A 25913-nucleotide genomic window follows, 5' to 3' on the forward strand; every position below is an offset into this window, starting at 1 on the left:
CGCGTGCCTTTCAGCGGGGCACGGCCCTCAGCCGCAGGCCCTGGGGACGCAGGGTGATGCCGACCCTGGGCTGAGGCCGGGACCCGGGGACCTGCTCGAAGCGGAACCCCGTGGCGAGCGCCGCGGTGACCAGGGTGAGCAGGGCCATCGAGAAGTGGTCGCTGGGGCACTTGCGGTTGCCCACGCTGAACGGCCGCATCGCGTACTTGGGGATGTCCTTCGACCGCTGCGGAAGCCAGCGGTCTGGGTCGAACTCCTGGTGCCGCTCGTAGGAGCGCGGGTCGTGCTGGATCGCGTAGGGGCTGTACACGATGTCCGCCCCGGCCGGAATGCGATACCCGCCGAGTTCCGTGTCGGTGACCGCCCGCCGCGTCAGAATCCATACGGCCGGAAGCAAACGCATGGTCTCGACGACCACGTTGTTGGTGTGCGTCAGCTTGCGTACGTCGCCGAATGCGACCGGCCTGCCTCCGGTTACGGCGTGGACCTCCTCGCGTACTTTGTCCGCGTGTTCCGGATGGTCGGCGAGGACCAGCAGCAGGGACATGATCGTGGCCGCGATGGTTTCGCTGCCCGGGGTCAGTATCGCGACGACCTGGTCGTGGATCTCCTGTTCTCCGATGGGGTCCCCATTGTCGTCCTTCGCTTCGAGCAATGCCGTCAGCAAATCGTCCGGCCTTTGGCCGGATGCCCGGCGTTCGGCGACGATCTCGTCCACCAGGAGATGCAAATCGGCCAGGGCGCGGTTGAATTCGCGGTTGGCCGGAAGCGGCAGCCGGTACAGCGGCCCGAGGGGCACCACCATGCGGCGGTACATCCCTTCGAAGACCCTGGCGAGCGCCCCGCACAGCCGCTCGGCCCGCTCGTCCATGTAGTGCCCGTGCAGCAGGCAGCGGGCGGCGACGCGCACCGCGACGCGGAAGGACTCCGAGGTGCAGTCGATCGTCTCGCCCGCGTCCCCGTCCCGCCAGCGCCGGGCCAGTGCGTGCGTCTCCTCCTCCATGACCGGCCCGTAGCCGGGGATGGCGTCGAGCCGGAACGCGGGCTGGATGGTGCGCCGCTGACGCCGGTGGAGCGGGCCGTTGGCGGTGGCCACGCCCTCCTTGCCGAGCAGGCCCTCCAGGGACTCCCACAGGGGCCCGGCGATGATGTAGTCGGGGCTGAGGGCGAGCGCCCCGGTGAGGGCGGGCGCGGTGACGGCGTACACCGTCTTGGGGCCGAGTTTGAGGCGGACGACGTCGCCGTGGTCGCGCAGCCGGCTCATGAAGGCCAGCGGGTCGCGGGCGAGCCGCCAGCCGTGGCCGAGCAGCGGGACCCCGCCGCCCGCCAGCGGCGGCTCAGCCGGCGCCGGCACGCCGTCCGTCCCGGGGGTCCCGGCCGTCTCCGGGGTTTCGGGTTTCATCGATTCGACGGTCATTTCTCACCTGCCGCTTCGTTGTTGACGTACGGGGGCGTGGACCGGTCGTCCCAGTTGTCGACCCGGTACCGGCCGGACTCGTGGTGGAACCAGTAGACGGAACTGAACCAGTTCCGCATGTTTCCCAGACAGGCCAGGACGGTGACGCTCAATTCCTTCCCTTGAACCGTCCCGTCGGCGAGCCGATCGGCCAGGGACAGGACCTCGTGTTCGGTGGCGAGGAACTCGGACACACATTCCTCGACGCGTCGCCTGAGTTCTTCCACCGCCTCTTCCAGAGTCAGCCCCTCATGGGTTATGAGACTGATCCCGAGATTGTGGACCTCATCTCCCGCTATTTCCTTGGGAAGTGAGCAGAGGTCGTTGTACCAGGCGGCGAATTCCTGACTCAGCAGGGCGGCCCGGCGGAATGCGGGGTGTTTGCGCACCTGATCCGGGAGTTCACGGCCCGCGGCGAGTTCCAGCAGGTCCGTCCAGATCCAGTGGGCGAAGGTGAGGCGGCGCAGCGCGAGATATTCGTCGACCGTGGGAACGCGCCCCTCGACGCGGTTGCTGAATTCCCGGTCGTACGCCTCGATCACGGTGTGGAAGTGCCGGGTGAACCGCGCGTTCCAGGTCCTCGGCAGGAAGGCGAAGAGCCGGCCCGCACTGTCCGCGAGTCCGGCGACCAGAGGGTCGTCGTCGTGCAGGTGGCGGGCCGGGGAGTCCAGGGCGGCGTGCAGACGGACGCGTAACTTCCGCCAGGCGCCGGCCCGGTCGTGGACCACGTCGCGGTCGTGCCGGTCGTCCCAGACGAAGAACCAGGCGCTGTAGTCGGCGATGGCCTGGAGCGCCTCGTCACCGGCCCCGAGGTAGTAGCCCGCCATCAGATCCGTGTAGCACAGGCCGTCGGCATATTCCGCGACCTTGTCGGCCGGCATCAGTCGTTTTTCCAGCAACCATGTGCGTGTCTTCTCCTGCAGCCGGGGCCAATACGGGTGCAGCCGCCGCGAAAACTCCGCCTCGACCACCGGGAGGGAGAGCGACGGCGGAACCGCGACGGCGGTCCCCGTCGCTGCGGTGCGGTTTGTGGTGCTGTATGGGAAAGCTGGCACGAACAACCCCTCTCAGCCGCCGGTGACGCACACCCCTCCCGCCGTGCCGGGCGTGCGCCGTTGCGTATCCCCGCACTCCCCATTCAGCACTACGACTGACCGCTCTGGGAACGGATTTGCTTCATTCACTCCCCCAACCTGCCGCGTATACGCCCCGGCGTGACTGGTTATGGATCAGCGGATGTGCATAAGCGATCGAACATCCGACGTACATACGAACGACGCCCGACCGGGAGAAGATCTCGGCCAGGCGTCTCGTGCGGGGCGGTGTCGCTCAGTCGTTGGCGACCACGGGGTAGCGGGGCTCGTTCTCGGCCATCTGCCGCAGGGCGTCCTTGCGTTCGCGCTTGGAGAGACGGTCGATGTACAGGTAGCCGTACAGGTGGTCGGTCTCGTGCTGCAAACACCGAGCGAAGTAACCGGTGCCGCGCACCTTGATCGGGTTGCCCTTCTCGTCCTGGCCGGTCACCTCGGCGTAGTCCGGCCGGGCGAGCGGGGCGTACGCGGTGGGCACCGACAGACAGCCCTCATTGCTGTCGTCCAGCCGGCGCTTGTCGGCGGGCAGTTCGACGAGCCGTGGGTTGCACACCACACCGGTGTGCCGCACGCCCTCGTCGTCGGGGCAGTCGTAGACGAAGACCTTCAGGTCGACGCCGATCTGGTTGGCCGCCAGGCCCACACCCTCGGCGGTGCGCTGCGAGGCGAACATGTCCGCCACCAGCTGCTGCAGCTCCTCGCCGAACTCGGTGACGTCCTTGCACTCCTTGTGCAGCACCGGGTTGCCGACGACGGTGATCGGCCGCGAGGTGCCCGCCTCGCACCAGGCCCGCTCGCGCTCCTCCGGCTCCTCGGTGTCGATGACGAAGCCCTCGTCGTCCACGGGGAGCACGCCCGTGTGCTGCTGATCGGTGTCCTGCTGCGCCATGACCGACGATGCCTTCCTCAAAACCGGGGTGAAGTTGCGAATACAGGGTACGTGGGCGTGCCGCCACGCACGGCCCGCAGCCGGGAGCCGGGATCAGCAAACCTCTTCGAGATCCCGCCAGTCCCTCGAATCGGGGCTGTCGGCGACCCACCCGTCCAGCAAGCCCCTCACCAGCCCGGCCGGCGCCGCGACCCCGCACTCGCGCTCCGGCACCCACAGCTGCCCGTCCGTACGGTGCCCCAGCGGCCCGGGGTGCCCCGGCTCGCTGTGGTCGTGCGGGTCCAGGTGCTCGCCGTCGCCCTCGTCCGACGGCATCCGGGACTCCGAGCACGTCCGGCACAGCAGCCGCACCGACGACGACCAGTCCTCCGCGGCGAAGCCCGCGTCGGCGGCGAGCTGCTCCAGCGCGTCGCGGTCGGCCTCCGTCGCCGCCTCCAGCAGCACCACCCAGGTGGGCACCGGGGAGGGGGCCCACAGCTCGATCTCGTCGAACACCGGGTACGCGTGGCCCGTGGACGTGGTCCGCTCACCGTGCGGGACGCCGTCGTGCAGCACCACCTCGCCCCAGCGCCGCCCGGAGGACGGCAGCGGGATCGACAGCACCTCGATGCGGGCGGGGTCCAGCCGGCGCCCCCACACCACCTCCGCCTCGCCCTCGGGCGAGAGCCGTACGGCCGCGCTGCCCAGTTCCATGCCGACCGGCTCGCCGGAGCCGGTCAGGTCGCCCGGCACGCGCAGCCCGTAGGCCTGCCAGGCGCGCCGGGCCAGCGGCCAGTCCTGGAGCGCGGTGGCCGCGATGCCGACGTTCCACCAGTCGGGGGCCCCGGTCTCCCGGTCGAGCAGGGCGACCGCGCGCAGACCGGCCGTGCGGGCCTGCTCCCAGTCGTGCCGGAACTTGTGCAGCAGGGCGAGGTTGAACCAGGACTCCGACAGCCAGGGCTCCAGGTCGGCGGCACGTGTCAGCAGCGCGCCCGCGTCCTCGTACCGGCCGTCGCCGATGAGCGTGAACGCCCGGTCGGTGGCCTGCCGCCAGGAGGCGGAGGGCCGGTGCCGTCCCTTGCCGAAGATCCTCACGATTCCCGCCTGCCAGTTCCGTGGTGTGGGCTGGCCGGTGCCCCCGGACACCCTGTCCCTCGCATCCAACCACGTGTGGCTGCGAGGACGCTCATTACCCATGGGTTACCCCGGGAAGGGCAGGGTCAGACAGCCCTTGGACAGCACTCTGGCCAGCGCTTCGACCACCTCGGGCGCGTACTCCCCGCCCGTGCCCAGCCGCAGTTCCTCCAGCGCGGACAGCGGGCCGCCCGGCCCGGCGTCGCGCACCTTCTCCTCGTAGGCGTTGACCACCCGGACGATCCGGGCGGCGGGCGGCTGCTCGGGATAGGGGTCGGCCTGCCGCTCCACGACCGTCGCGACCAGCTCGCCCGCCCCGGTCTGGCGGACGACGGCCCCGCCGAGCAGCGCGATCCGCCGCTGCCGGTCCGGCGGCAGCCCGGCCGTGGCGCCCGCCGGGACCGGATCGACGAGGCTGAGCTGCCCGATGTCGTGCATCAGCGCCGCGTACTCCAGGACGGTCAGCTCGGGCTCGGTCAGCCCCAGGTCCCGGCCCACGGCCTGGCTGAGGGCGGCGACCCGGCGGGCGTGCCCGTGCGGGGTGCAGCCGGCGATCTCGGTGGCGCGGGCCAGGGAGGCGATGGTCTGCCGGTAGGTGGCGCGCACGGCGGCGTACCGGCGCAGGGACAGCTGGGTGAGCAGCAGCGGCACGCAGAAAACGGGCAGCGCCCACAGTCCGACGACGGCCACCGCGAGCGCCATGACCGCGCCGGTCGCGCACACGGCGGTCCCGATCCCGGGCAGGCCGCGCAGTTCGTCGCGCAGGAGCGGGGCGAGGGGCCAGCCGGTGCGGGCGTGGGCGAGCACGGCGACGAGGAGCGCCTCGCACAGGACCGTGAGGACGAGCAGCGCGAGCAGCAGCAGCGCGTACGCCGGACCGCTCCAGGTGTCGAACGCCCCGCTGTTGTAAAGGGGTTGGAAGCAGGCGGCGGCGAACCCGACGGCCAGCACGCGCCGGGCGAGGTGGTCGAGGACCGGTCCCTCCCCGCGCGCGATGCGCGGCACGCTGCCGAGCAGCGAGGCGGCGGCCACCACCGAGACGGCCTGTGCGAGCCCGTGGTGCGTGGCGTGCCCGGCGTGCTCCCCGAGCAGCGCGTACGACAGCGAGCCGGCGGCCCCGAGCGGCGCGCCCTCCCGCAGCCCCGGCGAGCGCGGCCGGCACCGGGGCAGCGCCGACTCCCCCACGGCGACGAGCGCCCCGAACGCGAGCGCGACGCCCCGCTCCTCGACGCCGGCGCGCAGGGTGACGAACAGGGAGCCCGCCACGAGCAGCGCGGCCCCGGTCCGCACCACGCCGAGATACCACCGGGTGCCCTTCACCGCGACTCCGTCTGAGGCGCGCCGGACCGGCCGGGGGCCGGGACGGGGGCGGGGGGTGTGGTCGTGGTGGAGGCGGTGTCGACTGCGGAGGGCGGCGACGGCTGCTGCTGCGGGGGGTGGGGGGTGTCGGCGGTGACCACCGGGTGCCAGCCCTCGCGGGTGATCACCTCGGTCAGGGCGGACACCATCCGGGGGTCGAAGTGCTCGCCCGCGCAGCGGTTCAGCTCCTCCAGGGCCGCGGCGACCGGCCGGGCCCGGCTGTAGCTGCGGGTGGAGGTCATCGCGTCGAAGGCGTCCGCGACGGCCACCACCCGGGCCGACTCGGGGATCTGAGCGCCCGCCAGCCCGTAGGGGTAGCCGTTGCCGTCCATCCGTTCGTGGTGGTGGAGGATGGCCGAGCGGGCCTCGCCGAGGAAGGCGATGCCCCGGGTGATCTCGTGCCCGTACTCGGGGTGGAGTTCGATGACGCGGCGCTCCTCGGGCGTCAGCGGCCCGTTCTTGCGCAGCAGCCGCGTGGGGACGCCGAGCTTGCCGACGTCGTGCAGGATTCCGGCGAACCGCAGGGTCTCCACGCGCTGTTCGTCCATCCCCAGCTCGCGCGCGATCATCATCGAGGCCTGTCCGACGCGTTCGCTGTGCCCGCGGGTGTAGCCGTCCTTGATGTCGACGGCCTGCACCAGTGCGCGGATGGTCGCCTGATGGGCGGTCCGCTCCTGGTGGTACTGGGCGAACACCCACCAGGACACGCCCATCGGGAACAGCACGAGCAGCGCGGCGACCGGCCCGTAGGGGCTGCGCCACAGCAGGGCCATCATCAGCCCGGCGAGCCCGTGCACCCCTACGGGGGCGAGGGAGCGCAGGAACAGCCCCCGTGCCGGCGGGCGCGGCGGCAGCCGTTCGGCGGGCGCTTGTGCCGCGGCAGGCGATGTTCGCCCGTGAAGGAGCGCCCGCCGCGGAGCGGCTGTGTCACTGCGGTGCGTGCTCTCGGCGTGCCGGCCGGAAGTCCTCGTACTGGATGCACTCGAACTTTCGGCCGGTGCGGCGAGACGGGGGTCCCCCCTCCGGGGGAGTGCCGGGCGTCGCGACGGGGCGAACGTCGCCTGCCGGGGCACTGGCGTCCTGCCGTCCGCGGCGGCGAGCACCAGGCAGAACACGAAGACGGCGGCCCCGGCCGGAGCGAGGGCCGCGGGGAGGTCCGCGTCCACGACCGCCTCGGCTCCGCCCAGCGCCCGGTGGACCCAGGCGGCGGCCCACACTCCGGTCGCGAGGTGGGCGGCCCGCCGGATCCGCCGCAGCGGGGAGGGGTGCCGCCCGTCCGGGGAGCAGAGCGCCCCGGGGAGGGGCACGAGCGCGGCCGCGGACGGCGGCAGCAGGAAGGCCCCGGCGAGCAGTACGGGGTAGAAGGCGCCGGCGAACCGGCGGCGGGCGATCCGCTCCCCGCCGGCGTAGAGCGCGGCGAGCGGCAGGACCGTCCACCAAGGCGTCCACGCCAGGGGCGGCGGCGTCAGACAGAGCAGGGCGCCGAAGGCGGCGCAGACGACGTAGCCGCGCGCCCGCGCCGGAACTGCCTCCATGTCGCCCTCCCCCGACCACACCTTGGTCCGGGCACCGGAGCCTAGGGCGGCGAGGGACGGCAACGGGGGCTCATCACCCGTCGATTAGCACATTCGGGTGACGGCACGGCCTCCTCGTGGGAGGCCTGGGGGTCAGGACGCCGGGGTCAGGACTCCTGGGGCGTGACCGTCACGTCGTGCTCGGGCACGGCCTGGCCGGATCGGATCAGCTCGATCCGGCCCATGACCTTGGAGCGCAGGTCGGTCGGCACGTCGTCATGGCCGCAGCACCGCTTGACCAGCTTCTTCACGGCCTCTTCGAGCCCGTACTTCTCCAGGCACGGCGAGCACTCGCTGAAGTGCTGCTTGAACTTGTCGCGGTCGAGGTCCGGCATCTCACTGTCGAGGAACTCGTAGAGATGGTCGAGGACCTCACCGCAGTCCGTCTCGTGCGGCTCTCCGCAGCTCATGAGTCCGAACCTTTCGCTTCGTCCGACTCTCCGGCGCCGGCCGGGACCAGTCCGCGGTCACGGGCGTAGTCCTCGAGCATGCCGCGCAGCTGGCGGCGGCCCCGGTGCAGCCGGGACATCACCGTACCGATGGGGGTCCCCATGATGTCCGCGATCTCCTTGTAGGCAAAGCCCTCGACGTCCGCGAGATACACGGCGATGCGGAACTCCTCGGGGATGGCCTGGAGCGCTTCCTTCACGTCCGAGTCGGGCAGGTGGTCCAGCGCCTGCGACTCGGCCGAGCGCAGACCGGTCGACATGTGCGACTCGGCACGCGCCAGCTGCCAGTCCTCGATCTCCTCGGCGGCGCTGCGCTGGGGCTCGCGCTGCTTCTTGCGGTAGGAGTTGATGAAGGTGTTGGTCAGGATCCGGTAGAGCCAGGCCTTGAGGTTGGTGCCCTCACGGAACTGATGGAAGGACGCGTACGCCTTGGCGTACGTCTCCTGCACCAGGTCCTCGGCGTCGGCCGGGTTGCGCGTCATGCGCAGCGCGGCCGAGTACATCTGGTCGAGGAACTCGAGCGCGTCCCGCTCGAAGCGCGCGCTGCGCTCCGCGGCCGTCTCCGCACCCGTGCCGCCCTGGCCCTCGGGCTGCTCCGCCTGGCCGTGATCGGTCCCTGCGTCGGTCCCAGTGACCTGACCCACCTCCTCAAGCGTTCTCGTGAGACCGAGAGCGGCCTCACTCGAATCGGAGGATAGACGACGATCCGGTCCGCCCGCCGCCCGAACCGGGGCGGTCCTGGCCGCGTGCAGCACCGTCCAGTCCAGGTCAGTGCGGCTGCTGCGGGTCGGGAAGATGGTCGAACCCATGCGGCGGACTTCCTCTCCTACGACGTCGGTGCTGGTCTCCAGCACGTACGTCCCGCACAACAGCGCCGGCCGCCCAGGCATTCCCGAAGCTTTACCCGAGTGAGCCGGTCCACTTCACGACCGCGTCCGTGACGACCGCCACGGCCTCGTCCTGCGAGATCACCGCCAGCTTGGGCACAGCGAAGCCGTGGTCCGCATACGGGACCTCCACCAGCTCGTACGCGCCCCCGGGGAACTCGGCCGGCTTCCCGAAGGGGTCGCTGCCGCCCTGGACGACCAGGGTGGGAACGCCGGAGCCGAGCAGTTCCCCCGCGCGGGACTTCTCCGGCCGGCCCGGCGGGTGGAGCGGGAAGCTCAGGGCGAGCACGGCGTGCGCGCCGAGCTCGGCGGCGGTACGGCAGGCCACCCGGGCCCCGGCGCTGCGCCCTCCGGAGACCACCGGCAGTCCGGGTGCGGCCAGCGCGGGCCAGAGGCCGCGCCAGCCGGTGTCCAGGGTCTTCGGCGCGGGCGCGACCTTCTTGCCGGCCACCCGCCAGGGCTGCTCGACGAGCGCGACGGTGACGCCGTGCGCGGGGAGGACGGCGGCGAGGGCCTTGAGGTCGCGCGCCTCGATGCCGCCGCCTGCGCCGTGGCTCACGGCGAGCAGGAGGCGGGCGTTCTCGGCGTGGCACCAGGTGATGCGGGCTTCGCCGGCGTCGGTGGGGACGGTCTCGGTCGTCCGCCGGCGGGTCGTCCCGTCGCTCGTCACGTCGTTCGTCACGTCGTTGGTCTTGTCGCTCGTCGCGTCGTTCGTCACGTCAGAAGAGTGTGCCCTCCTCGGGCCCCTCCAGCTCCTTCAGCAGCTCCGGTCCGTTGTTGCGGACGTTGCTGACGGCCGTGGCGACGGGGTAGGCGCGCATCAGCCCGGTGGGCGGGGGCGCGAGGAGCGCGCGCAGGTCGTCGACGTCCGTGCGGGCGGGGTCCAGCCATGCGTCCCAGCGGTCGGGGGTGAGCATCAGGGGCATCCGGGGGTGGATGTCGGACAGGGAGCCGGGTCCCTCGGCCGGGGCGACGGCCAGCGGTCCGGTCTCGGCCTCCGTGGTGATCACCGAGCAGGTCGCCCACCAGGCCAGCGGGTGCTCGTCCGGCAGGGTGCGGTCCCGCCAGAACTCGTAGAGCCCGGCCATCGCGAAGACCGAGCCGTCGGCCGGCAGCACGAAGTAGGGCTGCTTGCGGGGCCGCTTCTTCTTCCCCTCGACCTCGAGGTCGCGTTCCTGCTGCCCGGTGACCCACTCGTAGTAGCCGTCGGCGGGCAGGATGCAGCGCCGGGAGGAGAAGGCGCGGCGGTAGGACGGCTTCTCGTGGACGGTCTCCGCGCGCGCGTTGATCATCCGGGCGGCGCCCTCGGGGTTCTTCGACCAGGACGGGACCAGTCCCCACTTCAGCTTGCGCAGCTGGCGAACCGGACGCGGGTCAGCCACGTCCTTCAGGGGACGGTCCAGGACGGCGTAGACCTCCTTGGTGGGAGCCACGTTGTAGTCGGGCTCCAGGGTCTCCTCGGGTTCCCACTTCTCGATCTCGAAGATTCCGGCCAGATCCTCGGGCCTGCGACTCGCTGCATACCGTCCGCACATACGTGCCACACTGCCAGACTCCGACGACGACAGGGAGCCACCAAGGAATATGGACAGCACCGCCATAACCGCGCTGCCCGACCTATGGGACCGGCTCACCGGCACCCAGCCCGACCCCGATCTGTGGGTGGTGCTGGCCACCATGGGCGCGGCCCTCGCCATAGTCGTCCCCCACACTCTGTGGCGTATCTCCCGCAACGCCATCACGATCGCCCACGAGGGCGGCCACGGCCTGGTCGCGCTGCTGACCGGCCGGACGCTCACCGGCATACGCCTGCACTCGGACACCAGCGGTCTGACCGTCAGCCGGGGCAAGCCGCACGGCCTCGGCATGATCCTCACCGCCGCCGCCGGCTACACCGCTCCCCCGCTGCTCGGTCTGGGCGGCGCGGCGCTGCTGGGCGCCGGCCGCATCACGCTGCTGCTGTGGGCGGCGACGGCGCTGCTGCTGGCGATGCTGGTGATGATCCGGAACGCCTACGGGGCCCTGACGGTGATCGTCACGGGCGGCACGTTCCTGATGGTGTCCTGGCTGGCGGGACCCCAGGTCCAGGCGGCGTTCGCGTACGCGGTGGTGTGGTTCCTGCTGCTGGGCGGCGTACGGCCGGCGTTCGAGCTGCAGGCGAAGCGGGCGCGCGGCGGGGCGGGCGACTCGGACGCCGACCAGCTGTCCCGGCTGACCCATGTGCCGGCCGCCCTGTGGTTCTTCCTGTTCCACGCGGTGAGCCTGTGCTCCCTGCTGGGCGGCGGACGCTGGCTGCTCGGGCTCTAAGGCGTGTTTCGGGGGCTGCAGCGCCGAAACGGCTGACGTCGGCCCGTCCTCGCGGAGACTAAAGTGGGCGCATGCCCGTGAACTCCGCCCACACCGCCCTCTGGCCCGCCCCGCACGCGAGCGGAGCCGTCGACGCGACGGTCCACGTGCCGGGGTCCAAGTCGGTCACCAACCGCGCGCTCGTCCTGGCCGCCCTGGCTTCCGAGCCGGGCTGGCTGCGCCGCCCGCTGCGCTCCCGCGACACGCTGCTGATGGCGGGCGCCCTGCGCGCGATGGGCGTCGGCATCGAGGAGACGGTGTCCTCCAGCTCGTCCGTCGGCGGCGGTCCCGGCGGCAGCGGCGAGGCCTGGCGGGTCCTGCCCGCGGGGCTGCGCGGTCCGGCCACGGTCGACGTGGGCAACGCCGGCACGGTGATGCGGTTCCTGCCGCCGGTCGCCGCGCTCGCCGACGGCCCCGTCCGCTTCGACGGCGACCCCCGTTCCTACGAGCGCCCGCTGAACGGCGTCATCGACGCGCTGCGCGTGCTCGGCGCCCGGATCGACGACGACGGGCGCGGCGCGCTGCCGCTGACGGTGCACGGCTCGGGCGCGCTGGACGGCGGCCCGGTGGAGATCGACGCGTCGTCGTCCTCGCAGTTCGTCTCGGCGCTGCTGCTGTCCGCCCCGCGCTTCAACCAGGGCGTGGAGGTCAGGCACACGGGCGGCTCCCTCCCCTCCATGCCGCACATCCGGATGACCGTCGACATGCTGCGCGCGGTCGGCGCCCAGGTGGACACCCCGGAGTCGGGCGGCGAGCCGAACGTCTGGCGGGTCACGCCGGGCGCGCTGCTGGGCCGGGACCTGACGATCGAGCCGGACCTGTCCAACGCCCAGCCGTTCCTGGCGGCGGCGCTGGTGACCGGCGGCCGGGTGCTGATCCCGGACTGGCCGTCCCGCACCACCCAGCCGGGTGACCGGCTGCGGGAGATCTTCACCGAGATGGGCGGTTCCTGCGAACTCACCGACTACGGACTGGTCTTCACCGGCACGGGCTCGATCCACGGCATCGACGTCGACCTGGGCGACGTCGGCGAGCTGACCCCCGGCATCGCCGCGGTCGCCGCCCTCGCGGACTCCCCGTCCACCCTGCGGGGCGTCGCCCATCTGCGTCTGCACGAGACGGACCGGCTGGCCGCGCTGACGAAGGAGATCAACGAGCTCGGCGGCGACGTCACCGAGACCGCCGACGGCCTCCACATCCGCCCGCGCCCCCTGCACGGCGGGGTGTTCCACACCTACGACGACCACCGGATGGCGACGGCCGGCGCGGTCATCGGGCTGGCGGTGGACGGCGTGCGGATCGAGAACGTGGCGACGACGGCGAAGACCCTGCCGGACTTCCCGCAGCTGTGGGCCGGGATGCTCGGGGTATAGGGGCTTCCGCCATGCGCCGCTACGGCAAGCACACCGACGAGGACGACATCCGCAGCCGCCCGAACCGCAAGGGCAACCGGCCGCGGACGAACATCCGGCCCAAGCACGAGGACGCCGCCGAGGGCATGGTCCTCACCGTCGACCGCGGACGCCTCACGTGTCTCGTCGACGACCGGATCGTGATGGCGATGAAGGCCCGTGAGCTGGGCCGCAAGGCGGCCGTGGTCGGCGACCGGGTGGCCCTCGTCGGTGACATGTCCGGCAAGAAGGACACGCTCGCGCGCATCGTCCGCATCGAGGAGCGCACCTCGGTGCTGCGCCGCACCGCCGACGACGACGACCCGTACGAGCGGGTGGTGGTCGCCAACGCCGACCAGCTCGCGATCGTCACCGCCCTGGCCGACCCGGAGCCCCGCCCGCGGCTGATCGACCGCTGCCTGGTCGCCGCGTACGACGGCGGGCTGGAACCGCTGCTGGTCATGACGAAGTCCGACCTCGCCGCTCCGGACAAGCTGCTGGAGCTGTACGGCGACCTCGACATCCCCTACGTGGTCACCAGCCGCGAGGAGCTGGAGAACGGCGACGCGGCGGACCGGGTGCGCGAGTATCTGGCGGGGCGGATCACGGCGTTCGTGGGCCACTCGGGCGTCGGCAAGACGACCCTGGTCAACGCGCTCGTCCCGCAGGACCGCCGGCGTCTGACGGGGCACGTCAACGCGGTGACCGGGCGCGGCCGTCACACCACCACGTCGGCCCTCGCCCTGCCGCTCGAAGGCACGGGCGACTGGGCCATCGACACCCCGGGCGTCCGCTCGTTCGGGCTGGCCCACGTCGACCCGTCCCGGGTGATCCACGCCTTCCCCGACCTGGAGCCGGGGACGGTCGGCTGCCCGCGCGCGTGCAGTCACGACGAGCCGGACTGCGCGCTGGACGCCTGGGTCGCCGAGGGCCACGCGGACCAGGCACGGCTGTACTCACTGCGCCGGCTGCTGTCGACGCGGGAGCGCACGGAAGGCGACTGACCTCCGCGTTGTTTGTCGGCGTGCGAGCCCGGTAAGTGCATAATCGCACCGAGCCGCACACACGGGAGGACAGCACATGGCGTGGCTGCTGGTCATCGTCGCGGGAGTGCTCGAGACCGGCTTCGCCGTCTGCCTGAAGCTGTCGCACGGCTTCACCCGGCTCTGGCCGACGATCGCGTTCTGCGTGTTCGCGCTCGGCAGCTTCGGTCTGCTCACCCTGTCGCTGCGAAAGCTGGACGTCGGCCCGGCGTACGCGGTGTGGACCGGCATCGGCGCGGCGGGCACCGCGATCTACGGCATGGTCTTCCTCGGCGACCTGGTGTCGGTCCTGAAGATCGTCTCGATCACCCTGGTGATCACCGGGGTGATCGGCCTGCAGCTGTCGGGGTCGGCGCACTAGACGCGGCGAGCGCTCCGGGCGACGCGGGGATCGGCCCGTGCCTCGCGGTGTTCGCGCCGGGGGCCGCGGCGCCCGGCTGGTGGGGCGCGGTGCCCGGCCCTTGGGTCGCGGTGATCACGCCGCGTATCAGTTCCGCGACCCCGCCCTCCCCCGGCGGGACCGCCACGCACGACACCGCCAGTCGTACGGCCAGTTCGCAGGTGCGGGAGAGGTCGGTGGCGTCGGGGATGGCGCCGGGGCCGGCGATCGCGGCCACGGCACGGTCCCGGACGCCCGCCAGGAGGTCCCCGGGCGAGGGCAGCGGCCCGTCCGCCCGCCGCTGCGCGGGCACGGCGGAGGAGGAGGGCACCGCGGCGAGCGTCGGGGCGGGCAGGCGCTCGCTCCAGCAGCCGGTGAGCAGGGCCCGTACGAGCGGGTTCCCGCGGGCGACGTTCGTCGTCCACTCGGCGGCCGCGGTGAGCCGCTCACGGGCGTCGCCGTGTGCGGACAGGGCCCTTTCGACGCCGGCGAGATACCCGTCGGCCTCCCGCCTGACGAGCGCCCTGGCCAGGCCGTCCTTGCTGCCGAACTCGTTGTAGAGGGTCTGCCGGGACACCCCGGCCGCCGCGGCGACGTCCACCATGCGCACCACGGCCCACGACCGTCGCGTGAGCGCCGTGAAAGCGGCGTCGAGTAGGCATTCCCGGGCAGCAGGCATCATCGCCTCCCTGGGGCGAGCGGCTCTGCGCCCAGGTTTGACGCGCGTCCGCGCACTGTCAAGGGTCCGCGGAAGGGGTGGTGAGTGCCGGCCATGAGTGCGTGAGGGGGGTAGACGACGAGAAACATCTGAAGTACCCACCTCCGCGCCCTTCACTCACCCCGAGCCCCGTTGGCTCCGCCGCCACCTCGGCAGATAGGTTCGAGTCATGCCGGACTACCTCGACGACCTCCGCCTCGCGCACGTCCTCGCGGACGCCGCTGACGCCGCGACCATGGACCGCTTCAAGGCCCTCGACCTCAAGGTGGAGACCAAACCGGACATGACGCCGGTGAGCGAGGCCGACAAGGCGGCCGAGGAACTCATCCGCGGCCAGCTCCAGCGCGCCCGCCCCCGCGACGCGATCCTCGGCGAGGAGTACGGCGTCGAGGGCACCGGCCCGCGCCGCTGGGTGATCGACCCGATCGACGGGACCAAGAACTACGTGCGCGGCGTCCCCGTGTGGGCCACCCTCATCTCGCTCATGGAGGCCGCGGAGGGCGGCTACCAGCCCGTCGTGGGCGTGGTCTCCGCCCCCGCCCTCAACCGCCGCTGGTGGGCCGCGAAGGGCCACGGCGCGTTCGCCGGGCGCAGTCTGTCCCGGGCCACGCGCCTGCAGGTCTCCCGTGTCTCGAAGCTCTCCGACGCCTCGTTCGCGTACTCCTCGCTGGGCGGCTGGGAGGAGCAGGGCCGGTTCGACGGCTTCCTCGACCTCACCCGCGAGGTGTGGCGCACGCGCGCGTACGGCGACTTCTGGCCGTACATGATGGTCGCCGAGGGCTCGGTGGATCTGTGCGCCGAGCCGGAGCTGTCCCTCTGGGACATGGCGGCCCCCGCGATCGTGGTGACGGAGGCCGGCGGCTCGTTCACCGGTCTCGACGGCCGGCCCGGACCGCACAGCGGCAACGCGGCCGCGTCGAACGGCCTGCTCCACGACGAGCTGCTGACGTATCTGAACCCGCGTCAGTAGCCCGGGGTACCCGCGGCGGGCCACCCCGCCCGTCGGGCACAGATGAGCGCGTGCGCCCTCAATTGACTGCGCGCGCCCCCTTGTTGACCCGCGCTTTACCTGCCACGCTGACAGCACCCCCACTTGTGAACATGTGAATCCCTGTTTCGGGGGTTCTTAGGAGGTGGCTCCAGCCCATGCTCGTCCGTGACGCCATGAGCACAGTGGTCCTCACCATCGGCCCCGCACACACCCTCCGCCAAGCAGCCGCTCTGATGTCCGCACGCCGCGTCGGCGCGGCGATCGTCCTCGACCCGGACGCCGGCGGCATCGGCATCCTCACCGAGCGGGACATCCTCAACTCCCTGGGCCTGGGCCAGAACCCGGACACCGAGCCCGCCCACGGCCACACCACCGGCGACGTCGTCTTCGCCGCCCCGACCTGGACGCTGGAGGAAGCGGCCCGGGCGATGGCGCACGGCGGTTTCCGCCATCTCGTGGTCCTGGACGGCGGCGAACCGGCCGGCATCGTCTCGGTCCGCGACATCATCCGCTGCTGGGCGCCCGCCCGCAGCCAGGTACCCGCCTGAGTCAGGGCCCGGGCCCGGAGGCGTGATGTCCGGGCACGCGAACGGGCCGGACCCCCCGAAGGGGATCCGGCCCGTCCGTTCACGCCGGTCCGTCCGCTCAGACGAGGTCGAACCGGTCCAGGTTCGAGACCTTGACCCAGGCGGCGACGAAGTCGGTGACGAACTTCTCCTTGGCGTCGTCGCTGGCGTAGACCTCCGCGAGGGCGCGCAGCTCGGAGTTGGAGCCGAAGACGAGGTCGGCACGCGTGCCGGTCCACTTCAGCTCGCCGGTGGCCGCGTCACGGCCCTCGAAGGTGTGCTGGTCCTCGGAGGTGGACTTCCAGGTCGTGCCCAGGTCGAGCAGGTTGACGAAGAAGTCGTTGGTCAGCGTGCCCGGCTTCTCGGTGAGGACGCCGTGCGAGGACTGGCCGTGGTTGGCGCCCAGGACGCGCAGTCCGCCGACGAGGGCGGTCATCTCGGGGGCGCTCAGCGTGAGCAGGTTCGCCTTGTCGAGCAGCAGGTACTCGGCCGGCAGCCGGTTGCCCTTGCCCACGTAGTTGCGGAAGCCGTCCCAGAGCGGCTCCAGCGCGGCGAACGACTCGGTGTCCGTCTGCTCCTCGGTCGCGTCCACGCGGCCCGGCGTGAAGGGCACCTCCACGTCGAAGCCCGCGTCCTTGGCCGCCTTCTCGACCCCGGCGGCGCCGCCGAGCACGATCAGGTCGGCCAGGGAGACCTTCTTGGCGCCGGAGTTGAACTCCGCCTGCACGCCCTCCAGGACGCTCAGGACGTGACGCAGCTGGTCGGGCTCGTTGACCTCCCAGCTGCGCTGCGGCTCCAGGCGGATGCGGGCGCCGTTGGCGCCGCCGCGCTTGTCGCTGCCGCGGAAGGTGGACGCCGAGGCCCACGCGGTGGAGACGAGCTGAGAGACGGTCAGACCCGAGTCGAGCAGCTTGGCCTTCAGGGCCGCGACGTCGGCCGCGTCGATGGTCTCGCCCTCGGCCTCGGGCAGCGGGTCCTGCCACAGCAGGGTCTCCTGCGGGACCTCCGGGCCGAGGTAGAGCGACTTCGGGCCCATGTCACGGTGGGTCAGCTTGTACCAGGCGCGGGCGAAGGCGTCGGCGAACTGGTCGGGGTTCTCGTAGAAGCGGCGCGAGATCTGCTCGTAGACCGGGTCGAAGCGCAGCGCCAGGTCGGTGGTGAGCATCGTGGGCAGGCGCTTCTTCGACGGGTCGTGGGCGTCCGGGATGATCGCCTCGGCGTTCTTGGCGACCCACTGCTTGGCGCCGGCCGGGGACTCCGTCAGCTCGTACTCGTACTCGAAGAGGTTTTTGAAGAAGCCGTTGCTCCACTGCGTCGGCGTGGCGGTCCAGGTGACCTCCAGGCCGGAGGTGATGGTGTCGCCGCCCTTGCCGGTGCCGTAGGTGCTCTTCCAGCCCAGGCCCTGCTCCTCCAGGGAGGCGGCCTCGGGGTCGTCGCCGACGTGGTCGGCGGGGCCGGCGCCGTGGGTCTTGCCGAAGGTGTGACCGCCCGCGATCAGGGCAACCGTCTCCTCGTCGTTCATCGCCATGCGGCGGAACGTCTCGCGGATGTCGCGGGCCGAGGCGATCGGGTCCGGGTTGCCGTTGGGGCCCTCGGGGTTGACGTAGATGAGGCCCATCTGGACCGCGCCGAGCGGGTTCTCCAGCTCGCGGTCGCCGGAGTAGCGCTGGTCGTCGAGCCAGGTGGTCTCGGGGCCCCAGTAGACGTCCTCCTCGGCCTCCCAGACGTCGGCGCGGCCGCCGCCGAAGCCGAAGGTCTCGAAGCCCATCTGCTCCAGCGCCACGTTGCCGGTGAGGATCATGAGGTCGGCCCAGGAGATGCTCTGGCCGTACTTCTTCTTGACCGGCCACAGCAGACGGCGGGCCTTGTCCAGGTTGGCGTTGTCGGGCCAGCTGTTGAGCGGGGCGAAGCGCTGCTGACCGGCGCCGGCGCCGCCGCGGCCGTCGCTGATCCGGTAGGTGCCGGCGCTGTGCCAGGCCATACGGACCATCAGGGGGCCGTAGGTGCCGAAGTCGGCGGGCCACCAGTCCTGGGAGGTGGTGAGCACCTCGGCGATGTCCCGCTTCACGGCCGCGAGGTCCAGGTTCTTGAACGCCTCGGCGTAGTCGAAGTCCGCGCCGAGCGGGTTCGCCACCGCGGGGTTCTTGGCGAGGATCTTCAGGTTGAGCCGGTCCGGCCACCACTGGCGGTTCCCGCCGCCTTGCGTCGGGTGCGCGGCGCGCCCGTGCGCGACCGGGCAGCCGCCCGTCTCCGCCGGCTTGTCGTCGGTGACGATCGCGTCGTGGTTGTCAGCCATGAAAATCCTCCGGGACTAGGCAGTTCACGGTGCTCAGGAACGACGGGGGCGGTCGTCCCTGCGGGCGGCAGTCGCTCGGGGTCACTCACGTCACCGACGTCACTTCTGCAGCTCCTGTCGCTTGGCCAAAGCCGAGTTCGATCCTACAATGGACAATGTCTAAGTCAAGTGACACTCCAAAGTCACACACGTTCGGGACCTGGTCCCCCTACTGTTAGGCTGATCTGCATGAGTGACCTTCTGGAACGGCTGCGCGGACGCGGCTGGCGGATGACCGCGCAGCGGCGCGTCGTGGCCGAGGTCCTCGACGGCGATCACGTCCATCTGACGGCCGACGAGGTCCACGCACGGGCCGTCGTCAGGCTGCCCGAGATCTCCCGGGCGACCGTGTACAACACGCTGGGCGAGCTCGTCACGCTCGGCGAGGTGCTCGAAGTCGCCACGGACAGGCGCGCCAAGCGCTACGACCCGAACGCCCACCGGCCGCACCACCACCTGGTGTGCGGGCAGTGCGGCGCGATCCGCGACGTCCACCCGAACGGCAACCCGCTCGCCGACCTGCCCGACTCCGAGCGCTTCGGCTTCGCCGTCTCGGACGTCGAGGTGACCTACCGCGGCATCTGCCCCAACTGCGCGGCGCTCTGAGGGAACGGCGTTCCGAGGGCGCGGCGCTCCGAGGCGCCCCCGCGGGGGTTCGCCTTCGCGCAGTGAAAACACCGAGGGCCGGAATCCCATGGATTCCGGCCCTCGGCCTTCAGTAGCGGGGACAGGATTTGAACCTGCGACCTCTGGGTTATGAGCCCAGCGAGCTACCGAGCTGCTCCACCCCGCGTCGACGAATGCAACGTTACGCGACGCCCGGCCGCAGAAGCAAATCCCTTAATCCCCAGCCACGCAGCCCGCGGCGGCGCGGCCCTGGCACCGGCCGGGTGAGCGGGCGTAGGACACGGCCACCCGTGCCACAGGCCAGGCGGACAGCGGCGGCCTGGAGGGTGTGGTTGACACCCTCCGATGCGGGCGAGGCGCGCAGGCCGCCCGGTGCCGGCGTGCGTGCGTCGGGCACGGGAGCAGGCCGCCCGCAGCAGTCGCGCCGCTGCGGCGGCATGAGATGCAGGTGAAAGCCCGCCTGCGCGGGCGAGCGCGCGTCAGGCACTGCCATTGGACCGGCGGGCGAGCACGCACACCCCGCCCGCGCCGACAGCCGCACAGGCGCCGCCGCCCGCACGGCAGGTCAGGCGGACAGCACCTGGTGCGACGCGCCCCGCAACCCGCGCCGCCGTCGCGGCAAGCGGCACAGGGGAAAGCCCGCCTGCGCGGGCGAGCGTGCACTGCCCGACCGGCGCCGGCGAGCGCGCGTAGGGCGCACCGTCCGCACCGGCGGGCGGGCTCGCGGGTCAGGCTGAGAGTTCCTGACGCAGTGCGTCTCGTAGGCGGGCTGCTCGTTCGGTTACCTCGGCCGGGCCCAGGGACACCGCTCGGTCCGCCCATCGCTGGCCCTCGACCAGTTCGCCCCGACGCGCGTAGACGAGGGCGAGCCGCAGCGCCGCCCGCCCGTGCCCGTCATCGGCGGCCCGGGTCCACCACACCACCGCCTCCGGCTCGCTCCCCTCCCGGGCCAGCAGCAGCCCCAGGTTGAAGGCCCCGTTGCGCGACCCCGCCTCCGCGGCCTCCCGGTACCAGCGCGCCGCCTCCACCACGTCACCGCGGGCGGCGGCCAGCATCCCGACCCGCACCTGCGCACGCCGGTGCCCCTGGGAGGCGGCCCGCTCGTACCACTCCTCGCACTCCGTCTTCTCGTGCACGGTCTCCCCGAGCTCGTGCGCCGGCTGCGGCGGCCGGCGCGCGTCCAGCACGGCCGCCAACCGGTACGCGGCCTCCGCGCTCCCCCCGCCCGCGGCGCACCGCAGATGCCGTTCGGCCCCCTGCTCGTCCCCGTCCCGCAGCCGGGCCATGCCCACCTGCAACGCCGCCTCGGTGTGCCCGGCGGCGGCGGCCCGCTCGTACCAGCGCAGCGCGACGGCGTCCTCGCCCCGCCCGGCGAACAGGATCCCCAGGTTGAACGCGGCGTCGACGCTCCCCGCCTCCGCAGCCTTGGAGAACCACGGCTCCGCGCCCGCGGTGTCCCCGCCCTGGAGCAGCAGGATGGCGAGCGCGTTGGCGGCCTCCCGGTGCCCGGCGTACGCGGCGCGCCGGTACCACTGCTCGGCCTGCGCGACGCGCCCCTGCTCGGCGCAGAGCAGCCCGAGGTTGTAGGCGCCGTTGTCGTCGCCGGCGTCCAACGCGGTCCGGTACCAGCGCTCCGCGGTCTGGGTCTGGCCGCGCTCGGCGTAGAGCGCGCCCAGGGCGTTGGCCGCGTTGCCGTCGCCGTCCTGGGCGGCCCGCAGCCACCACACGGCGGCGTTCTCGGTGTCGCCGGCGTCACGCAGCAGGAATCCCAGCGCACAGGCGGCGCGCGGCTCGCCGTCCTTGGCGGAGGTCAGATACCAGCGCCCGGCCTCCTTGAGGTCGCCCCGCTTCTCCAGGATCGTCCCGAGGTGCAGGGCGGCCCGCCGGTGGCCGCGCGCGGCTGCCTGCCGGTACCACTGCTCGGCCTCCGGTGACGCGGCGCCGCCGCTGTCGCTCACGCCACGCTCGTCGTCGGCGGCGCGGGCGTCCCTGCGGTCGAGGGCGCGCGCGAGGCGGTAGGACGCCTCCCGGTGCCCCCGTTCGGCGGCGGCCCGCATCCAGCGCTCGGCGGTGGTGTCGCCGCGGTGCTCCAGCAGGTCGGCGAGGGCGTAGGCGCCCAGCACGTGTCCCTGTTCGGCGGACTGGCGCAGCCAGTACTCGGCGGCCGGCTCGTCGCCCCGCTCACGGTGATGGCGGCCGAGCGCGTGCGCGGCGGCCGCGGAGCCGGCGACGGCGGCGACCCGCCACCAGCCGGCGGCGTCGTCGGGATAGCCGCGCTGGTGGAGGAGGACGCCCAGGTTGTTGGCGGCGGCACGGTCCCCGGCCGCGGTGGCGGCACGCAGATGGGGTTCGGCGTCGTCGAGCTCGCCGCGGCGCAGCAGCAGGGCGCCGAGGACGCTCATCGCCTCGACGTCACCGGCCTCGGCGGCCAGCCGTCGGCGTGCCTCCTCGACGGCCTCCACCGTCTCGTCCCGCTCTTCGTCGCGGTGGTCGTCCCCGTCGTTTCGGTCGTTTCGGTCGTTTCGGTGGTTGTCGCGGTGGTCGTCGTCGTACTCGACCCGGTACTCGCCCCGGCTCGCGTCCGGGGTGGCCTTCTCGTCGGAAGGCTGCACAAATCGCCCTGTCTCGAACAGAGTTGCCTTGTCCCCCATAACGTCCATCGTCGCACCACCTGCAACCGGGATACACCTGGTATACCGCAGCCCGTAAGGTCACTTCAGCGTTTTGTCGACATGCCCACAGAGAGACAAGTCAAACACAGACACCCCCAACTCCCCGAGGCGGCGCGGCGACAGAGGCCGCGAATACTGTGCTCGCACACCACGAAGGCCCGGATCCTCTGGAGGATCCGGGCCTTCGTTTTCAGTAGCGGGGACAGGATTTGAACCTGCGACCTCTGGGTTATGAGCCCAGCGAGCTACCGAGCTGCTCCACCCCGCGCCGTGTTCCACAACCGTATCACGGCGCGGGGGTGAGCTTTTCCGATCAGCCGCTGGGGGTGGGGCTGGGCTGCGCGCCCGGACTGCTCGCCGGACTGCCGCCCGGTTTGGCGGCGGCGCTCGGCGTGCCGCTGGGGCTGCTGCCGGGGCTCGGCTTGGCCCCGCCCGTGGCTCCCGCCTTCTTGTCCGCCTCGGCCTGCGCCGCCTCGGCCCGCTTCAGCGCGTCCTCAAGGTCCTTCTGCGCCTTGGCGTACGCCTCCCAGTCGGGCTTCTTCAGAGCCTCCTGGCCGGCGGTGAAGGCCGCCTGGGCGTCCTTCAACGCCTCCTGGACCGTGGGGTTCTGGGACGTCGGCGGCGGATTGGTGCCCTGGTCCGCGGGCGGCGGCGCCGTGCCCTCCGTGCCGAAGACCTTGTTGAGCGCCTCGTCGAGGGTGTTCTCGAAGGCGGTGTTACCGCCGTAGGTCACCAACACCTTGCGCAGCAGCGGGTACTTGAGCCCTCCGCCGCGCACGTACACGGGCTCCACGTAGAGCAGTCCTCCGTCGAGCGGCACCGTCAGCAGGTTGCCGTACTCGACCTCGGAGTCACCGCCTCTGAGCAGCCTGATGGACTCGGCGATGTCCTGTTCGGAGTTGAACTGGCTCTGCACCTGCTTGGGTCCGTCGACGGTCGTGCTCGTCGGCAGCTTCAGGACTCTGATCTTGCCGTAGTCCGGTGTGCCGGCCTCGGAGTCGACCGCCATGAACGCGCTCAGGTTGTCCCGGCCGTTGGGCGTGAACGTCGTCGTCAGCGAGAACGCCTGCGCCTGCTGGTCGGGCATCTTCATGCTCAGGTAGTACGGCGGCACCGCGTCGCCCGACTTGTTGGTCGGGTCGTCCGGCACCTGCCACACCTCGCTGCCGCTGAGGAACGTCGTGGCGTCCTTCACGTGGTAGCGGGTGAGCAGTTCACGCTGGACCTTGAACAGGTCCTGCGGGTACCGGAGATGGGCCATCAGGTCGGGGGAGATCTCCGACTTCTTCTCCACCGTCCCCGGGAACGCCTTCATCCAGGTCTTGAGGACCGGGTCCTTGGTGTCCCACTGGTAGAGCTTGACCTCGCCGGTGTACGCGTCGACCGTCGCCTTCACCGAGTTGCGGATGTAGTTGACCTGGTTCTGCTGGGCCACCACCGCGCGGTTGTTGTTGGTGGCGGTCAGCGAGTCGGCGGTGGTGTCGCCGAGGGTCGTGCGCGAGGCGTACGGGTAGCCGTTGGTGGTGGTGTACGCGTCGACGATCCACTGGATCCGGTTGCCGACGACCGCCGGGTAGGCGTCGCCGTCGATGGTCAGCCACGGGGCGACCGCCTCGACGCGCTCCTTGGGCGTGCGGTTGTACAGGACCCGCGAGCCCTCGCCGATCGCTCCGGAGTAGAGGATCTGCGGCTCGCCGAACGCGACCGCGTACGCCGCCCGGTTCAGCGGGCTGGAGAGGTTGACCCCGCTGTCGCCGGTGTAGCTGGTGGTCTTCTCGCCGTCGTCGTCGGAGTAGTCGATCTCCTTCTGGGGACCGCCGACGATCGAGTACGTGGTCGTCTTCTCGCCGTAGTACACCCGCTGCTCGTACTGTCCGAGGACGCCCTGGGAGGGCAGGTCGGACTCGGTGAACGCCGGACGGCCCTCGGGGTCGGCGGTGGTGCCCTTGGCGGCGACCACGCCGTAACCGTGGGTGTAGCGGAAGTGGTTGTTGATCCAGTTCTGCTTGTCGACGCCCGCCAGGTTCAGCTCGCGCAGACCGATGACCGTGTCCTGGTCCTCGCTCTTGACCTTGTAGCGGTCGACGTCCAGGTTGGTGGGGAAGGCGTAGTACTTCCGCATCTGCTGGAGCTGCTGGAACGTCGGCGACACGATGTTCGGGTCGAGGACCCGGATGCTCGCCGTGGCGCCCACGTCGTCGCGCAGCTTCGTCTTGTCCTCGTTCTTGCTGACGCCCGAGTACTCGGTGACCTGCGTGCCGTCGATGCCGTACGCCTCACGCGTCGCCTTGAGGTTCTTCTCGACGTACGGCGCTTCCTTGGCCTGCTCGTTCGGCTGGACCTGGAACTTCTGGACGATCGCCGGGTACAGGCCGCCGATGAGGATCGCGGAGAGCACCATCAGGCCGAAGCCGATCACCGGCAGCTGCCAGGTGCGCCGCCACAGGGTGGCGAAGAACAGCAGGGCGCAGATGACGGCGATGCAGAACAGGATCGTCTTGGCCGGCAGATAGGCGTTGGCGTCGACGTACCGCAGGCCGGTCCAGTTGTCCGTGGCCTTGAAGTCGCTGGACTTCACGGCCAGGCCGTACCGGTCGAGCCAGTAGGCGACCGCCTTCAGCGCGACGAAGACGCCCAGCAGCACCGACAGGTGGCCGGTGGCCGCCGCGGTGGCCCGCGCGCCGGGGCTGGTGACGCGCAGCCCGCCGTACAGGTAGTGGGTGAGCGCGGCGGCGATCAGGGACAGGATCGTGGCGGCGAAGCCGAAGCCGAGCAGGAACCGGTACCAGGGCAGGTCGAAGGCGTAGAAGGCCACGTCGAGCTTGAACTGCGGGTCCTTCTCGCCGAAGGGCACGCCGTTGACCCACATCAGCCAGGTGCGCCACTGGCTCGACGCCGACGCGCCCGCGATCAGCCCCACCAGCGCGGTGATGCCGAGCAGCAGCCACTTCTTGTACGGCGCGATGCCCATGCGGTAGCGGTCGAGGCTCTGCTGCTCCATCGACATGGCGCTCAGCGGCGGGCGCAGCCGGTGCGCCAGCCAGATGTTGAGGCCGACGGCGAAGGCCATGAGCAGGCCGAAGACGAAGAACAGCCCGATCTTGGTCGACAGGGTGGTCGTGAACACGGAGGAGTAGTTCACCGACCGGTACCAGAGCCAGTCCGTCCAGAACCCGGCGAACATGGTGAACGCCATGCCGAGGACGGCAAGGACGCCCAGCGTCATGAGCAGGGTCCGGACGCGCCGGGACGGGCGGCCCACTCTGATCCGCGGTCCCGTCGGGCCTCCGCCGCGGTCCGGCATCTGGAAAGCCAAGGTGCGCACCTCGAAAGTCGCTGTTGTCGATTCGTCAGGTCCGCGTGTTCGTGGACCGTGTGGGACGCCCCGTGATCGCGGGCCCCCACCTATGCAACTTACTCACCCTTTACTCGGTTCCCGATTCCGGCCAGGAACGAGGCAGGATTGTGACCATGTCCAACACTCCCATGGCAGCGAGCCCTCTCACCCGGGCCGTACTCGAGATCGACGAGTACGCATCCGGCCTCGGCTGGGACCAGCCCGCCCGCCTCTTCGCCCTCGTAGACACCGCACGGCTGCGGACGCAGGAACCCTCGCTCGCCGCCCAGCTCGGTCTGGACGACGAGTCCGCCACGACCGGTCTCACTCCGATCGAGCAGGACGAAGTGCCAACGGACAAGCCGCTCGACGAGTTCCTCGCCACGATCGCCTGGCCGGACGCGGTGGTCGGCTGCGCGCTGACCGTGGAGCGTCTGATGCTGCCGCCGTCCGCCGAGGCGCAGGTCCCGCAGGGGCTGAGCGGGTCGAAGCTGACGCGGTGGGTGGCCGACCACCCCGACCGTCAGGAGGTGCGGATGACGGTGGCGGTCCTGCGCGACGGCACGCGCGAGTCGGCCCTGCGGCTGCGTGAGAAGGACGCCCCGTCGGAGGTCCTCACGGGCGCCAAGCTGGTCCCGGGTCTCGCGGAGGCCCTGTCGGCGACCTTCGAGTAGCAGGTCGCGGGGCCTG

Annotated in this window: 22 protein-coding genes and 2 tRNA genes; 8 read left to right on the forward strand and 16 right to left on the reverse strand. The window is 71.6% G+C overall.

Translation table 11 applies throughout. The annotated features are described in order from the left end of the window. Positions 1-10: 10 nt before the first annotated feature. From ACFYXA_RS18015 to ACFYXA_RS18060, 10 genes are all read right to left on the reverse strand, one after another. Positions 11-1417: a cytochrome P450 gene (locus ACFYXA_RS18015; RefSeq protein ID WP_389033742.1), complete on the reverse strand. Its 1407-nt coding sequence runs from the start codon at positions 1415-1417 to the stop codon at positions 11-13. Beyond that, positions 1414-2511: an epi-isozizaene synthase gene (gene cyc1 / locus ACFYXA_RS18020; protein ID WP_389033744.1), complete on the reverse strand. Its 1098-nt coding sequence runs from the start codon at positions 2509-2511 to the stop codon at positions 1414-1416. Before cyc1 ends, ACFYXA_RS18015 begins: the two co-directional genes overlap by 4 nt. Positions 2512-2785: 274 nt before the next feature. Next, entirely contained in the window at positions 2786-3436 is a 651-nt protein-coding gene (def, locus tag ACFYXA_RS18025) for a peptide deformylase (protein WP_389033746.1), read from the reverse strand. 93 nt (positions 3437-3529) lie between these two features. Further along, positions 3530-4510, reverse strand: coding sequence for a hypothetical protein (locus ACFYXA_RS18030; RefSeq protein ID WP_130443680.1), 981 nt, complete (start codon positions 4508-4510; stop codon positions 3530-3532). 105 nt (positions 4511-4615) lie between these two features. Next, a complete protein-coding gene (locus tag ACFYXA_RS18035) occupies positions 4616-5869 on the reverse strand; it encodes an HD-GYP domain-containing protein (RefSeq protein WP_389033749.1) in 1254 nt (417 codons plus the stop codon). Further along, complete coding sequence (locus tag ACFYXA_RS18040; protein ID WP_389033752.1) at positions 5866-7443, reverse strand: HD-GYP domain-containing protein; 1578 nt, start codon at positions 7441-7443, stop codon at positions 5866-5868. Before ACFYXA_RS18040 ends, ACFYXA_RS18035 begins: the two co-directional genes overlap by 4 nt. Positions 7444-7589: 146 nt before the next feature. Further along, the gene (gene rsrA / locus ACFYXA_RS18045; RefSeq protein ID WP_130443686.1) at positions 7590-7892 is read right to left on the reverse strand and encodes a mycothiol system anti-sigma-R factor; all 303 of its coding nucleotides are present in this window, start codon (positions 7890-7892) and stop codon (positions 7590-7592) included. Then, on the reverse strand, positions 7889-8575 hold the full coding sequence (gene sigR, locus ACFYXA_RS18050; RefSeq protein WP_352250410.1) for an RNA polymerase sigma factor SigR: 687 nt from the start codon (positions 8573-8575) through the stop codon (positions 7889-7891). Before sigR ends, rsrA begins: the two co-directional genes overlap by 4 nt. Before the next feature lie 256 nt (positions 8576-8831). Further along, positions 8832-9488: an alpha/beta family hydrolase gene (locus tag ACFYXA_RS18055; RefSeq protein WP_389035056.1), complete on the reverse strand. Its 657-nt coding sequence runs from the start codon at positions 9486-9488 to the stop codon at positions 8832-8834. A gap of 49 nt (positions 9489-9537) precedes the next feature. Then, entirely contained in the window at positions 9538-10353 is an 816-nt protein-coding gene (locus ACFYXA_RS18060) for an SOS response-associated peptidase (protein WP_389033757.1), read from the reverse strand. A 49-nt stretch (positions 10354-10402) separates the two neighbouring features. On the opposite strand from ACFYXA_RS18060, the gene ACFYXA_RS18065 reads away from it, so the two are divergent. The 4 genes from ACFYXA_RS18065 (at position 10403) to ACFYXA_RS18080 (ending at position 13959) form a co-directional block, all read left to right on the forward strand. Continuing rightward, positions 10403-11125, forward strand: coding sequence for a M50 family metallopeptidase (locus ACFYXA_RS18065; protein WP_351095035.1), 723 nt, complete (start codon positions 10403-10405; stop codon positions 11123-11125). A 71-nt stretch (positions 11126-11196) separates the two neighbouring features. Continuing rightward, the gene (aroA, locus tag ACFYXA_RS18070) at positions 11197-12537 is read left to right on the forward strand and encodes a 3-phosphoshikimate 1-carboxyvinyltransferase (RefSeq protein ID WP_130443692.1); all 1341 of its coding nucleotides are present in this window, start codon (positions 11197-11199) and stop codon (positions 12535-12537) included. Positions 12538-12548: 11 nt separating this feature from the next. Further along, entirely contained in the window at positions 12549-13559 is a 1011-nt protein-coding gene (rsgA, locus tag ACFYXA_RS18075; RefSeq protein ID WP_351095031.1) for a ribosome small subunit-dependent GTPase A, read from the forward strand. Positions 13560-13635: 76 nt separating this feature from the next. Beyond that, positions 13636-13959, forward strand: coding sequence for a multidrug efflux SMR transporter (locus ACFYXA_RS18080; RefSeq protein WP_130443696.1), 324 nt, complete (start codon positions 13636-13638; stop codon positions 13957-13959). Here the strand turns inward: ACFYXA_RS18080 and ACFYXA_RS18085 are convergent. Further along, on the reverse strand, positions 13916-14659 hold the full coding sequence (locus ACFYXA_RS18085; protein ID WP_389033764.1) for a TetR/AcrR family transcriptional regulator: 744 nt from the start codon (positions 14657-14659) through the stop codon (positions 13916-13918). The genes ACFYXA_RS18080 and ACFYXA_RS18085 overlap by 44 nt on opposite strands. 205 nt (positions 14660-14864) lie before the next feature. Here ACFYXA_RS18085 and hisN point away from each other — a divergent pair, with 205 nt between their 5' ends. Continuing rightward, positions 14865-15665 carry a histidinol-phosphatase gene (gene hisN / locus ACFYXA_RS18090; protein ID WP_352250418.1) on the forward strand — a complete coding sequence of 267 codons (801 nt, stop codon included), beginning with the start codon at positions 14865-14867 and terminating at the stop codon, positions 15663-15665. Positions 15666-15841: 176 nt separating this feature from the next. Continuing rightward, on the forward strand, positions 15842-16234 hold the full coding sequence (locus ACFYXA_RS18095; RefSeq protein ID WP_351095025.1) for a CBS domain-containing protein: 393 nt from the start codon (positions 15842-15844) through the stop codon (positions 16232-16234). A 97-nt stretch (positions 16235-16331) separates the two neighbouring features. Here ACFYXA_RS18095 and katG read toward each other — a convergent pair whose 3' ends face one another. Continuing rightward, the gene (gene katG / locus ACFYXA_RS18100) at positions 16332-18548 is read right to left on the reverse strand and encodes a catalase/peroxidase HPI (RefSeq protein ID WP_389033769.1); all 2217 of its coding nucleotides are present in this window, start codon (positions 18546-18548) and stop codon (positions 16332-16334) included. A gap of 228 nt (positions 18549-18776) precedes the next feature. Here katG and ACFYXA_RS18105 point away from each other — a divergent pair, with 228 nt between their 5' ends. Then, complete coding sequence (locus ACFYXA_RS18105; protein ID WP_352250424.1) at positions 18777-19193, forward strand: Fur family transcriptional regulator; 417 nt, start codon at positions 18777-18779, stop codon at positions 19191-19193. 113 nt (positions 19194-19306) lie between these two features. Here the strand turns inward: ACFYXA_RS18105 and ACFYXA_RS18110 are convergent. From ACFYXA_RS18110 to ACFYXA_RS18125, 4 genes are all read right to left on the reverse strand, one after another. Next, a tRNA-Met gene (locus ACFYXA_RS18110) sits at positions 19307-19380 on the reverse strand. Between the two features lie 562 nt (positions 19381-19942). After that, positions 19943-21874: a tetratricopeptide repeat protein gene (locus ACFYXA_RS18115; protein WP_389033774.1), complete on the reverse strand. Its 1932-nt coding sequence runs from the start codon at positions 21872-21874 to the stop codon at positions 19943-19945. Between the two features lie 206 nt (positions 21875-22080). Further along, positions 22081-22154: transfer RNA gene (locus ACFYXA_RS18120), tRNA-Met, on the reverse strand. 45 nt (positions 22155-22199) lie between these two features. Further along, positions 22200-25190, reverse strand: a complete 2991-nt coding sequence (locus ACFYXA_RS18125) for a UPF0182 family protein (protein ID WP_389035059.1) — start codon at positions 25188-25190, stop codon at positions 22200-22202. Between the two features lie 167 nt (positions 25191-25357). On the opposite strand from ACFYXA_RS18125, the gene ACFYXA_RS18130 reads away from it, so the two are divergent. Then, positions 25358-25897, forward strand: a complete 540-nt coding sequence (locus tag ACFYXA_RS18130; RefSeq protein WP_242620987.1) for a PPA1309 family protein — start codon at positions 25358-25360, stop codon at positions 25895-25897. The last annotated feature ends 16 nt before the right edge of the window (positions 25898-25913 follow it).

It is taken from the genome of Streptomyces sp. NPDC002566 (genome assembly GCF_042889585.1).
In the GTDB taxonomy this organism is placed as follows: Bacteria; Actinomycetota; Actinomycetes; order Streptomycetales; family Streptomycetaceae; genus Streptomyces.